The organism is Achromobacter sp. T5-5, assembly GCF_055397965.1.
Map to the genome: position 1 here is coordinate 5,360,844 of NZ_AP027919.1, position 13,425 is coordinate 5,374,268.

A 13,425-nucleotide genomic window follows, 5' to 3' on the forward strand; every position below is an offset into this window, starting at 1 on the left:
TCGCGCGCGGCCATGTTTGCCAGCCCTTTCGTCCCTTCCGGCGCGTCCCGCGCGCCGTCGGCGCCGCCGACCGAATACCGCCTAGCCCTATGAACGCCTTGCCTTCTAACGCCCCGGCCTACTCTTCGCTGAACATCGCCACCCTGTCGCAACACGCGCGGCTGCTGCGCCTGACCACCGCGCTGGACACCGAGCTGCTCGTCGAGCACATGCGCCTGCGTGAAGGCATCTCGCGCCTGTTCTCGTTGACGCTGGATTGCCTGGCCGCCAGCGCCGAGCTGGACGTGGCGGCCTTGCTGGGCAAGGAGATCACCGTCAGCCTGCTGCAGGCCGACGGCTCGATGCGGCGCTGGCATGCGGTGGTGGAAGGCGTGGACGCGCTGGGCGCCGACGGTGGCCTGGCCCGATACCGCCTGCACGCCGCGCCGTGGATGGCGGCGCTGGCCTTGCGCCGCGACAGCTTCGTGTATCAGGACCTGTCGGTGCAGGACATCGTCAGCGAAGTGTTTTCGGATTATCCCCAGGCGGCGTTCGCCTTTGAACTGACAGACGCGCCGCCACCTCGTCCCATCTGCACGCAGTACCGCGAATCGGACCTGGAGTTCGTGCAGCGCATCCTGGCCGAGGCCGGCCTGTGCTACCGCTTCGAGCATCAGCAGGACGAGGGCCAGGCCGCCGGCGGCGGCGCGCGCCATCGCGTGGTGATTTTCGATGCGGACGCGGCGCGCCCGGAAGACCCGTCATCGCCGCTGCGCTTTCATCGCAGCGATGCCACGGAAGCCAGCGACAGCATCACGCGCTTTGCCGCCGTGCAGTCGGTGCGTCCGAACAGCGTGACGCGCGCGGCCTGGAACGAACGGTCGTTGACCGCGCACGCCGCCCAATCCCAGTCGCAGGTCCGCGTGGAAGCGCTGCCCACGCTGGAGGACTACGACTACGCGGGCCACGGCCGCTACGCCGACGATGACGCCGCCGAACAGGGCGCGGCGCGTTCGCTGCGCGCGCACGAATCGCGGCTGGTGCGCTTCGAGGGCGCCGGCACGGCCCGTTCTCTCGCCCCGGGCCGCGTCTTCGCATTGAGCCAGCACGACCGCTACGCGCAAGGCGGCGGCGGGCAGGCCATCGACGAACTTGCCGGCAACCGCTATGTGCTGATCGACGTCACGCACGATGCCACCAACAACCTGGGCAGCCAGGCCGCGCAGGTCCTGGACGCGCCCGACATGGAGCGCGGCACCTACCGCAACCGCTTCCGCGCGCAGCCCGAGGCGGCGGCGCTGGTTCCCGCCTGGCGGGCCCGTCCCACCGCGCCCGAAGGCCTGGCCGCCGTGGTGGTCAGCGCGCAGGACGCGCCCATCACGTCGGACCGCGACCTGCGCGTGAAGGTCCAGTTTCCCTGGCAACGTGGCGAGAAGCCGCTGCCGGGTGGCCTGCCGCATCGCACCCATGGCGATGCCAGCGGCAACGCGCCCGGCGACGACCGGTCCGGCACCTGGCTGCGCGTGGCCAGCGCCCAGGCGGGGCCCAACTGGGGCGCCCACCATCTGCCGCGCGGCGGCACCGAAGTGATCGTCGAATTCCTCGACGGCGATATCGACCAGCCTGTCATCGCGGGCCAGCTTTACAACGACGCCGACCTGCCGCCCTGGTCGGCCGGCGAGAACAGCGACGCCAACCACGCCGGCGTGCTGAGCGGCTGGCATAGCCAGGGGCTGGATGGCGCCGGGCGCAACCAGTGGATCTTCGACGACACCAAGGGCAAGCTGCGCACGCGCCTGGCCAGCTCCACGGCGGCCACGCAGCTGGGGCTGGGCCATCTGGTGGAACAGGGCCTGGACGAGGCCAGCCGGGGCCAATGGCGTGGCACGGGCTTCGAGCTGCGCACGGATGCCTGGGCCGTGGTGCGTTCGGGCCAGGGCATGCTGATTTCGGCCACGGCGCGCGAACAGGGCAAGTCGACGCAGGCCGACGCGCAGGAAGCGCTGCTGCTGCTGCGCGGCGCGCAGGACGCCTCGCGCCGGCTCAACGACAGCGCGCGCCAGCATCAGGCGCGGCCCCTGGCCGCCGCCGACGGCTACGACGACCTGCTCAAGGCGCTGGACCCCGAGCAGGACGGCCGCTACCCGCGCCAGGTCAACGGCCAGGCCGCGGGCAAGGCCGCCAATGGCCAACGCACGGCCGAGGCCAATATCGAACGCATCGATGGCCCGCACCTGCTGGTCGATGCGCCGAACTCGCTGAAACTCGCCACGCCGGCCAGCGCCGTGCTGCACGCGGGCGAACATCTGCATGCCACCGCGCAATCCGACGCCCATGTGGCGGCCACGCAGACTTACGCCGCCGTTTCGGCCAAGTCGGCAAGCGTCTTCGCGCAGCAAGGTCCGCTGCGCGCGATCTCGGCGCAGGCGCCCGTGTCCCTGCATGCGCACACCGATATCCTGGAGGCGCTGGCGGGCCAGGACATCACCGTGACCTCGTCGGCCGAGGGCATCGAAATCCTCGGCAACCAGCGCGTCACCCTGCAAGCGGCGGGCGGCAGCGTCACGCTCGATGGCGCGGACATCGTGTTCAAGGGTCCTGGCCTGTTTTCGGTCAAAGGCGCCACGCACAATTTCGTGGGCCCGGGCAGCGATGCCGCCAGCCTGCCTGCCCTGCCCAGCACGACCGTCGATGATCCGCTCATCGTGAGCGCCGAGCTGGTGCACAAGGACGGCGTCGTCGCCGCGGCAGCCAAGAAGGCCGGCGCCAGCCTGATGGCGGGCTTTGGCGGCGCAGCGGGTGCGGGGGCTGGTGAAGCTGCGGCTGCGGGCACGGGCATGGGCGCATTGGGCGATGCCGTGCCTGGCGGCTTGAGCGCGCTGGGCAAGACCGCCGCCGGCGCCGCAGGCAAGCTTTCCCAGTTGGCCGGACAGGCAAGTTCGCTGGCCGGTCAGGCCAATGCGCTGGCCGGCAAGGCAAGCGCGCTGGCCAGCCTGGCCAAGAATCCGATGGGCGCGCTGTCGGCCGCCCCCGGCCTGCTGGGCTCGGTCGCGCCGGGCGCAAGCGGCATGCTGAACAGCGCCGCGTCCGCCGTGGGCACCGTCTCCAAGGCGGCTGACCTCATCAAGAACCCGATGTCCGCCCTGCCCGCCGCCACCGACATGCTGGCGGCCGTCGCACCGAAGGGCGCGTCCAACATGATCCGCAGCGCGGCGGGACTGGCGGGCGTGGGATCCGGTGCAGCGGGTGTCGATGCGGGGGTGGGTGCGGGAGCAGAGGCAAGCGCGGCGACGGCGTCGGCCGCTGGTGACGTTGCGGGCGCGACGGCCGCAGCCGGTACTGCCGGAAGTGCAGGCGCCAACGCGGGCGCAACCGCTGCTGGTGGTGTCGCCGGAGGCGCAGGCGCCACCACAGGCGCAACCGCTGCTGGCGGTGTTGCCGGAGGCGCGGGCTCCACCGCAGGCGCAACCGCCGCTGGCACTGTTGCCGGAGGCGCGGGCTCCACCACAGGCGCAACTGCTGCTGGCGGTGATGCCGGAAGCGCGGGCGCCACCGCAGGCGCAACCGATGCTGGCGCTGTTGCCGGAAGCACAGGCGCCACCACGGGCGCAACCGCCGCTGGCGCTGTTGCCGGTAGCGCAGGCGCCACCACAAGCGCAACCGCTGCCGGCGCTGTTGCCGGAAGCGCAGGCGCGGCCACAAGCGCAACCGCTGCTGGCGCTGTTACCGGAGGCGCAGGCGCAGCGGCCTTTGCCGGCGCGGCCTCGTCCGCTCCGGGAAGTCCCGCGGTCGGAACTGGAATGGACATCGCCCAAGACAACGTGGCGACCCAATATGCAACGCAGGCCGCGCCCCCTTCGTCAACGGCCCCGACCATGACCGCGACGCCGGCATTGGCATCGGCGTCGGCGGCGGGCGCGGCGGCGCCAAATGCAGAGGCCGTGCCATTAGCAACTGCCGCGACGGCCGCAACGCCCGACGCATCCTCCAGCACGACGCCGATGCAAGCCAGCGCGACAACAGGCGTCGCCTACGCGGATTCTGGGTCGGGCTTGGGTTCAGGCTTGAATTCGGACTCCGGTTCGGGTTCGGATTCGGGTTCGGATTCGGATTCGGATTCGGGTTCGGGTTCGGGTTCGGGTTCGGGTTCGGGTTCGGATTTGGATTCTGGCTCGGGCGCGGGCTCAGCGGCAGGCGACGCTTTCAGCCGCGCCGCCGCGACCGCCGACGTCTCGTACCCCTCCTCCACGGGAGCCGCATCGGGTGTCGCCCCCAACGCCATGCCTGCAGGCGCGGGCGGGGCCTTGGCCGCCAGCGCCGCCGATGCAAGCACTCCGGCCGCTTTGACCGCTGGGGCAGTTGGCGCGCGTACCGCCGCCGCCTTCACCGCAGGAACGGCAGGCGCGGCTGCGGGCGGGGAGCTCACGGCTGGCGTATTCGCCGCCAGCCCTGCCGCAGGCGCGCTCGCTGGCGCAGCCGCCGCAAGCAACGGCCCGAACCTTGCCGCCGGAACCGGGGTGAGCGCAACACCAGCAGCGGCAGCCGCAGCAACAACGGCAGGAGCAAACGCAGCAACCACGGCAGTAACAACGGCAGCCGCAACGCCAGCAACAACGGCAGCAGCAATGGCAGGACCAGGAGCAGGCACCGGCAATGCGACGAACCTCGATAGTGGAGCAACGAGCACCAACGCCCGAGCGACAAGTGCAAACAGCGGCGTGACGAACACGACCGACACGACCAACACGAACACCCATCTGGCCGCCCGCATCTCCGACGGCAGCATCGCCACAACGGGAGCGTCGGCGCAACACGGCGCCGGTGCCTCGCCGTCCGACTCCGCCCTGAATGCCGCGCGACCCTGGACCGCCCCCGATTCCGCCATCACGACACCGCAGGCGGCGGCCGTCTCGGCTTCGCAACCGGATGCGGACCGCGCCGGCGCGTGGGGCTCGGCCGCAAGCCTGCTCGCGACGGCCGCCGGCGCGATGGCGGCGGCCCAGCCCGCAACGGCCCACGCCGAAGGCGACAGCCGCCATGCCGAAAACACACGCGGCACGCCTCCCGACGCTGATGGCTCCACACAGCCCGCGCCACATGGCCTGACGCAGACCGCCCACGCAGCGCCTCTTGCCCCCCTCTCGTCCGATGCCCCCGATGCGCTCAACCCGCAATCTGGATCGACAGAGACCAAGCAGACCGCACAGGCGGCGATGGCGCTGTTCGCGGGCAGCGCGGCGCATTCCTCCGCGGCCTCGTCCCCGTCCGCCGACAAACCGGCCTCCTACGGCGCCATCAGGCCGGCAACCCCGCCGACCGACTCGCAAGGCGGCACCGCGCAGCACGGCACGGCCCGCGACGGCACCACGGCGCGACCGGCCAAGCGGCCTGACGCGGCATTGCTCGCGTCGCTAGCTGCGGGCGCGGGCAGCTTGCTCAGCGCCACGGCGTCGGCGGCCAGCGATGCCGGACACCTGGCGTCCGCCGCATCTACCGACAAGGGCGCCACACCTTTCGCGGCGGATACGCCCTCTCCGGTCTCGCCGTCCGGCGCGGCCACGTCCGGGATGCCCGGGCGCGTCGCGATGCACGGCGATCTTTCCACCGCCGCCACGGCCACGACCGCCCCGATGCAGGACGGGTCCGCCGCCGCCACGTCTGCTTCCGGCACGGTGCAACAAGGTGCGCCATCGCTTGCCGGGTCCGATCCCGTCCTGAACGAAGCGCCGTCGCTTGCCGGGTCCGATTCCGCTCTGAACGAAGCCCCAACGCTCGCCGGGTCCGATCCCGTCCTGAACGAAGCCCCAACGCTCACCGGGTCTGACGCCGTCTTGCCCCCAACGCAGACGCTGCCGGCCTCCGATACCGGCTTGAACACGGCGCCCATCTTGGCAGACGCCTCCGCGCAAACGCCGGGCTTCGTGCCCGGCTCCGGGATGGCAGGCCTGCCGCAAGACGCCGGCATGCCTCCCGGGACGGGCGTAGGCATCGCAGAAGCCGGCGTCGCCGCCGGCACCGCGACGTCCGGCAGCGCCGCGGCGGCAGATGCTACGCCCGCGGTAGCCACCGGAGCCAACGCGGCGGGCGTTGGCGCAGAAGCAGGTCCGGGCGCAGCGGCGGCGACGGGCGCGAGCGCCAGTGCGTCTGCATCCGCCCGTACAGACATGGATGCCGGAGCAAGCGCAAGTACCGGAGCCGGAGCTGCTGCGGATGCGGGTGCCAATGCTGGAGCCGCTGCCGGTTCGGATGCCGGCACTGGTGCCGGCGCTGGTGCTGGTGCTGGTGCTGGTGCTGGTGCTGGTGCTGGTGCTGGTGCTGGTGCTGGTGCTGGTGCTGGTGCCGGTGCCGGTGCCGGTGCTGGTGCCGGTGCCACTGCGGGCGCTGGTGCCACTGCGGGGGCTGGTGCCACTGCCGCTCCCGCTGCCACTGCCGCTCCCGCTGCCACTGCCGATCCCGGCGTCACGGCCGCTCCCGGTGCCGATGCTGCCCCTGGCCCAAGTGCTGGCGCCGTTGGACAAGCCGGTCCGGCCACAGGCACAGGCTCCGTCACTGGCGCAGGTTCACCCCCCATCGCCGGCGCTGGCGCGGCTTCCGCCCCCACCGACGCTTCCCCGATGAGCGGCCCTGCGGCGACGCCAGGCATTTCCCCCTCCAACACCGGCCCCGCCACGGCGGCCCCGCCTACGGCGGTCTCCCCGGCCGCCAGCCCTGACACCGTGCTCGGCAGCACGACGGCGCGCGCGGCCGGCATGTCCGACAGCGCGCCGGCCACCCGCGCCACCGACCTGTCCGCCGCAGGCGGCGCAGGCGCGGCGGCGGGCGCAGCCACCAACGCAAGCGCCGGCGCAGAGGGCGCGTCGGCCGGCAGCTCCGGCGCCGCGGGCATCGCCGCCGTGGGCGCTGGCGGCGGGCTCGCCGCCTTTGCGCAGCAGGCCAGCGCCGCATCCACGGCCATGAACAGCGCGTCCACGCTCATGTCCGGCGGGGTCAGCGCCAACGTCAGCGCCGCCATCGTGCCCGTCATGACCCAGGCGCTGAATGCGGCGGGCGACCGCGCCGCCGCGCTGGGGTCGGCCGTCGACACCCTCTTCAACCTGCCCGACGTCAAGCAGGCCAACATCCCCGCCGTCGCCGGCGCCATCCTCAGCATGCCGGGGCTGTCGTCCTCGTCGGTGCCGGGCGTGATCGGCGCCATCCTGCAGTCCCCCACGCTGGCCACCGAGACGCTGCCCAAGGTGGCCGAGGTGCTGATGAAGATCCCCGGCGTGGCGGATTCGCCGCTGCCGCAGATCGCCCGCGACGTGCTGGACACGATCGGCCTGGGACCCGTGGCGCGCACGCAGGGCACCAACCTGCCCGGCGGCATGCCCTCGGCGGGCGGCGCCGGCCACGGGGTGCCGGGCATATCGACGTATCGCGGCCGCCAGGACGGCGCGCGCCTGCAATACGTGAACCTCGAAACGGCGGACGAACGCTGGAACGACGGCAGCGCGTTGACCACCACCGAGCGGCAAACCCGCCGCCCGCGCATCCACGTGGAGTTCAACCGCCCCGGCGCGCACCGGTTCACCATCACCGTCAAGGCCGACCCCGGCAACATCGCCTACTCCTCCCGTGAACGCGGCCGCCGCGCCAGCTATCAGGAACCGCACGCCAACCCGCGCAGCTACGTCACGAACGCCGACGGCACCCGCATCGTCGATGACATCGACCTGCCCGCCGCCGGCCGCAACGTCTACCTGTTCGAAGTGCGCGACGAACGCGGCCAACTGATCAAGACAGAACGCGTCGAGACCGCGCGCCGCCTGTACATCCAGGAAGTCATGTGCATGAGCGCGCGCCCGGCGGCCCACCTGGCCGACGTGACCCCGGTCACGGCGGAGTTCGCGCTGCACGGCATCGACATGATCCAGTTGCCGCGGCTGCAATTCCGGGGCCGCTCGGCGGTGGACGCCGCGGACAACGTCGACGCCCAGCATGCCATCATGGACGCCGTGCGCCGCGTCTACGCCAACTCCCCCGGCAAGCAGCGCGAGCCCTACACCCTGGTGGTCTGCCACGTCGACCGCCTGGCCGCGCCCGGCACCAGCGGCGACATGCGCATGCCGGTGCCCGCCGGCCCCGGCGGGCGCGTCATGACCGTCCCCATCGTCAACGACGACCGCACGCTTGCCAGCCTCTGGTACGAGTTCGACGACAGCGACGACTGGCTGGTCCACGCCCGTTATATCTACACGGACGCCTCGGGTGCGGAACGGTCGATTCCCATCCCGCGCCACCTGATGACGCCGATCCGCGAAAGCTCCGGCGCCGTCTTCTCCGTGAAAGTCGACCTGACCCAGATTTCGTCGACGCCCTTGCGCGGCGTGCTGAACATCCAGTTCAACACGGTGGCCGCCAGCTACGCGGGCCTGGCCATCACGGGTACCAACCTGCTGTTCGTGTCCACGCTGGACCCGTACGAGCCCAACTCGCAGGCGTACCTGACGGAAACGCTGGCGCACGAAATGGGTCACTTGCTCGGCATGGTGCCCAGCGGCCCCGACTGGCCCGGCCTGCGCAACGAAGACCCCTCGGCCGACGACTCCAAGCTGGATCCGCCGCCGCACTTCTACTACAACATGGGGGGGCACTGCTACTTTGGCCTGCCCAACCGGAATGGACAGTACAGCGATGAGATCGGGCAATGCGTGATGTACGGCATCACCTGCGCCAACATCCACTTCTGCCCCAGCTGCAGCAAGGCCGTGCGCAAGGTGGACTGCTCCGAAGGCTGGACCTCATTCTGACGACGCCACCCGCCACCGAAGACCATTGCAGCCCAATACGATTTCGACATGCCCATCATGACTACCGACTGGATCGAGCCCGCCACCTTCGCCTCGGTGCCCTCGCACTCGCAGAAAGAGCACGCCTGCATGCCGCCGCTGCAAGGCTATGACGCGCAGATGCGCATCGCCGCGCCCTCGCGCGTGAAGATCCGCGACGGCAACACGCTCACCATTCCCATCTGCGCGCGCGGCATCCTGCCCGTGGTCGACAACCCGCAACTGCCGCGTTTCGTGGCGGTGGATACGCGCACCGGCAAGGTGTATCGCGGCATCGCGTTCAACTACGTGCGTCCCACGCTGCCCAATGTGTCGGTCGACCCCAGGGAGGGCGGCCCGACGCCCCCGAAGATCCCCCTGCCGCCCGGCATGACGGTCGAAACGCGCTTCACCACGGACATGGCCGGCGTGCTGCACCTGCCCGCCACGCCGGCGACGTATGAAGTCTATATCGAGGCCGAGGACGTGAAATCGAACACCGTGACCATCGAGGTCGAAGACGGCCAGAAGTAAAGGACGTTCAAACAAAAAAAGACGGCCCTGCTCCGCAGGGCCGTCATGCCATCACCGCCACGCCGCCGCTCAGGGCCGCACGGGCGTCATCTGCCGCAGGTTCTGCTCGTTGCGCGCGGCCAGCGCGTCCACCCGCTCGGCGTTACGCATGTCCTTGGCGCGCTGTTCCATCTCCGCCTTCGTGTCGGTCTTGGCGAACACATCCTTGTCGCGCACGCGGAAATACATCGAGGTGCTGGCCAGCAGATGGTCAGGCCAGCTGCTCAGCATGGCGTCATGCACCAGCCAGTCGAACAGCGTCATGACCTTGGGCGGCAATTGCGTCTTGCCATCGCGCGCATCGCGCCAGGCGTTCAGCAGGCGCTTCTGCACGGCGCGTTCAGCCTTCATGTCGGCAAGCGGATCGGGGAGCTTATCCACATAGTCCGGATCGCCCGGCTTTCTGCCATGGCGCATGTTTTCGTTGACGATCGTGTCCCGATCCCACATTTCGAGAGTGCGAAGCCGGTCCGGCATGTCGCGCTCCCATTCCTGCCGCCGCTGCTCCGTCGCCGCATCCTGGCGCTCGGCCTTTTCAAGGCTCTCGTACTCCGCTTCCAGGCGTTCCCACAACGGCAGAAAGCGCTGCGGCGGCGCTTCGCCCCGGCTGGCATTGGCGCGCTCCCGGCGTTCATTCACCAGCGCTTCCAGCTCGCGCGCGCGCGCCGTGGTCTCGGGCTTGGCGAGTTCCTCGGACGACAGCATGGACAGGCGGCGGTGTTCTTCCCTGAGCTCCTGCTCCGGGGTGAAGAAATCCCGGTCCTTGATCCATTGCTCGGCAGGGTCCGACATCCCGGCGCGAAACACGGGGTCCTGATAACGCACGGCGAGCCAGCGCAGGAAGACTTCCATGTGCGGCACGAAATCGCAGCCGGGTTCGTATTTGACGAGTTCGCGATAGGCGGCGACCAGTTCCTGGACATAGTGTTTCTCGCCTTCGTCTTCGATGGGGTTGGCGAGGGTCAGCGCGTTGTATGCGGCGGGCAGCGTCTTGGCCAAATACTCCATGCTGTGAATTGCGGCTCCGCGTGAAATTGCTAGGTTCATCATCTCCCGAAGCGGAACGCGAGACAAAGAAGCCCGAGTTCCGAGCGATCCAAGAGGGGCCACTCCGGTCACGTCGCCACTCGATCCAGGATACAGATACTGCAAACCGCGCGTCTTTTCTAATGAGTCCATGCGCTGATTGCGCCGTAACTCATGAGCCGCGGCAAAATGCACGGCCATCTCGACCGCAGCAGGAACGGTCAACGTGCGGTCCTTGTGCGTCTGTTTTATAAGGTCGGCAATCGGAAAGAAGCTTAGGAACGAATTCTCGTCCATGATCGACGCAACGGAATCAAACAGACCCAAAAACCGTATGCGTATCTCGGCATCGGGTGCCCCATCCTTGCCGATGATGACTAGGTCCTGATCATGGCGGCGCTTGTACTTTTTAACGATATCGTTGATGAACTGCTTTGCGAGAATTCCGCCTCGATCTGCACCGAAAACCGATATCTCTATACGCACGACCTTTTCCGTACCCGCGTTCGCAGCTTCGTAGGCCACCTTGAACTGGCGTTTCGCCGCATCCAGACGTGTGTCCACCCCAGTTCCCATCAGAAATGCAACGCCCGCGTTGTCACGTATGATCGGGGTGCCTTCCATCATGGTGGCCTTGGTGGCCTCTTTGGCGGTGGTCCACGCCACCTTCAACGGGTTCTTTTTGAACCCCGCCCAGGCGCCTCGAACGGTAGCCTTCGCACGGTCCCCGATACGATCAACATCCAACGCATTCCATATCCGAACGGCCTTTTCAGGTAGCGTTCTGACGTCATTGACGACGTCCTTGTACGCCTTGACCATAGGTTGATAAGAACCGTTCTTGATGGACTCCTGCACCGCCCTGCGAGCCCGCCCCATGCCATCGACATCGGGCACCTCATCAACTCGAGTAATGTTCTGGGCCGCGCCTTTCACGCTGGAAACAGCCTTGTCAGCGAGTTTTCCGCCGGCAATCGCCATCGCATTGACAAACTCATCAACCTTGGCGCCTTGGTTGAGTTCGACTCCAATGCCGGAATAGTAGAAACGCAACCAGTGTTGCTTCTTCGGACGTTCGCTGTCTTCCTCAGCGAAATGCGCCATCCATAACCTGCTCACATTCGACAAGAACGATGGATCAGCCTCATCCAAGTCTTTGTTACGCCCGAATCCATCGAAGAAAAATCCCATCCGCAGCGTCAGGCCGCATTCGGTGCACGAATCCTTGGGATAAGCAGCCTCGTTTTGCGCGATCGCTTTCAATACGGATGCAGGAGTACGGTCCTGCTCGGGCAACTGAAACTTAGACATTCTTATCTCCAGGAGGAGTTCCACCCGCCTTCATTTGTGCAATTTTTTCCTTACTAAGCGCCGTAATGGCCCGGCCGAAATCACCGGGCTTCCGCTTCGGATCTTTCAAGATGGCTGCAATTTCGGCATCCACATCAAAATTGGAAGCAACTGTGAAGTAGAGATACATATACGCTCTCATGTCCTGGGCGTCTTCAATGCGATAGCGAACCCACGCCTGCTTCGCGATCTTGGCGAGGACATAACGCAATTCGTGTATGTCTTCGTAGTTCGCCAATTCCTCTCGGTGGTGTTCGTAAAGCCACCTTGTGGTATCAGGGATCGGAATTCTGACTTGCCCCAGAAGCTTTCGGCTCAACGCCAATTCCATATGCTCGTCAGGGTAGATGTGCAATTCCAAAATAACGGGTCCATCTCCAGGAGGAGACGCCTGGGGTGGCATATGCACCTTTGTCTCTTTGGTGAAAATCACATCCTCGAATTTTCCATCGAACATGTGTTTACGCATCAAATCCGCATCACCTCCCTTCCACTCAACGGTGAAGTCAGTGCCTTTTAACGTATAGCAACACGAGACACTGCCCTCTCCTCCGCCTGAGCGAATCATGCCGCTACCAGCCACGCCGCCAAACGCGTCGGCAATTTTGACGGATGTCAAATCCCAAGGAGTGTAGTTATAGGTGATTAGGCTGACTCCCTGATAAGTGGAGTCCGCGTTGCAGCCCGTCACCAAACCAACCCACATCAAGATTCCGATCAGTCCTTTACGCATCCATAGCTCCCGTATTGCTCGCCCCCAAGAAATGGCTTGGCCGCGCGTTGCCCTGCCTTCCAGCGAAGTGCGCAAACAATGCGCCACGATGCGCGGCAACGCGGTGTCAAACATTCTTGTCTCCCGGCGCCGTTCCCGCAGCCTTGATCTGCGCGAGCCTGTCCTTGGACAACTTGAACACCGCCCGGCCAAAATCGCCGGGCTTTCTGTTCGGATCCTTCAACAACGCCGTGATATCCGGGTCCGTGTCGAAATCCGAGGCGACAACGAAATACAAATACATGTAGCCGCGCATGTCCTCGGCGTTCTCGATGCGATAGCGTGTCCATGCCTGCTTGGCGATCTTGGCCAACACGTTGCCGACTTCGTGGATGTTGCGGTAATCGCCCAGCGCATCGCGATGGTTTTTGTACAACCAGCGTGTCGTATCGACGATGGGGATCCTCACCCGCCCGAACAGATCTCTGCTCAATGCCAGTTCCATGTGTTCGTCGGGATAGATGTGCAGTTCCAGGATCACCGGTCCGTCTCCCTTGGGGACGTCAGTGGCGGGAAAGTGCACCTTGGCTTCCTTGTTGAACATCACCTCGTCAAACTTTCCGTCGTACATATGTTTGCGCATGAGGTCGGCGTCGCCGCCTTTCCACTTTACGACGAACTCCGTGCCCTTCAAGGTGTAGCAGCAGGAAACACTTCCCTCTCCACCGCCTGATGGGACCATACCCGTTGCCGCCACCCCGCCCGAAGCGTCGACAATCTGCACCAGCTCAAGATCCCAAGGCGTGTAGTTGTAGGTAACTACGCTGACCCCTTGATAAGTGGGCTCGGCGTGGCAGCCCGTTAACAGGCCAAGCCACATCAGAATTCCGATAAGTCCTTTACGCATCGATCACTCCAGATTATCAAAGGGCGCCCAATGGCTGCCGTAATATCTACGACCAGCTCTTTACGCATCCC

The 13,425-nt window shown here is 66.9% G+C and carries 5 protein-coding genes; 2 read left to right on the forward strand and 3 right to left on the reverse strand.

The features are described 5' to 3' along the window. Positions 1-98: 98 nt before the first annotated feature. Together ACZ50Q_RS24320 and ACZ50Q_RS24325 are read left to right on the forward strand one after the other, a co-directional pair. Positions 99-8,768, forward strand: coding sequence for a type VI secretion system Vgr family protein (locus tag ACZ50Q_RS24320; RefSeq protein WP_464079786.1), 8,670 nt, complete (start codon positions 99-101; stop codon positions 8,766-8,768). A gap of 48 nt (positions 8,769-8,816) precedes the next feature. Further along, a complete protein-coding gene (locus tag ACZ50Q_RS24325) occupies positions 8,817-9,320 on the forward strand; it encodes a hypothetical protein (RefSeq protein ID WP_092581189.1) in 504 nt (167 codons plus the stop codon). Positions 9,321-9,389: 69 nt separating this feature from the next. Here the strand turns inward: ACZ50Q_RS24325 and ACZ50Q_RS24330 are convergent, their stop codons facing one another. The 3 genes from ACZ50Q_RS24330 to ACZ50Q_RS24340 are packed head-to-tail and all read right to left on the reverse strand — an operon-like array spanning position 9,390 to position 13,354. Further along, on the reverse strand, positions 9,390-11,696 hold the full coding sequence (locus ACZ50Q_RS24330) for a DUF2235 domain-containing protein (RefSeq protein WP_464079787.1): 2,307 nt from the start codon (positions 11,694-11,696) through the stop codon (positions 9,390-9,392). Continuing rightward, on the reverse strand, positions 11,689-12,582 hold the full coding sequence (locus ACZ50Q_RS24335; RefSeq protein ID WP_464079788.1) for a DUF3304 domain-containing protein: 894 nt from the start codon (positions 12,580-12,582) through the stop codon (positions 11,689-11,691). Before ACZ50Q_RS24335 ends, ACZ50Q_RS24330 begins: the two co-directional genes overlap by 8 nt. Then, entirely contained in the window at positions 12,575-13,354 is a 780-nt protein-coding gene (locus ACZ50Q_RS24340) for a DUF3304 domain-containing protein (protein WP_464079789.1), read from the reverse strand. Before ACZ50Q_RS24340 ends, ACZ50Q_RS24335 begins: the two co-directional genes overlap by 8 nt. Positions 13,355-13,425: the final 71 nt, after the last annotated feature.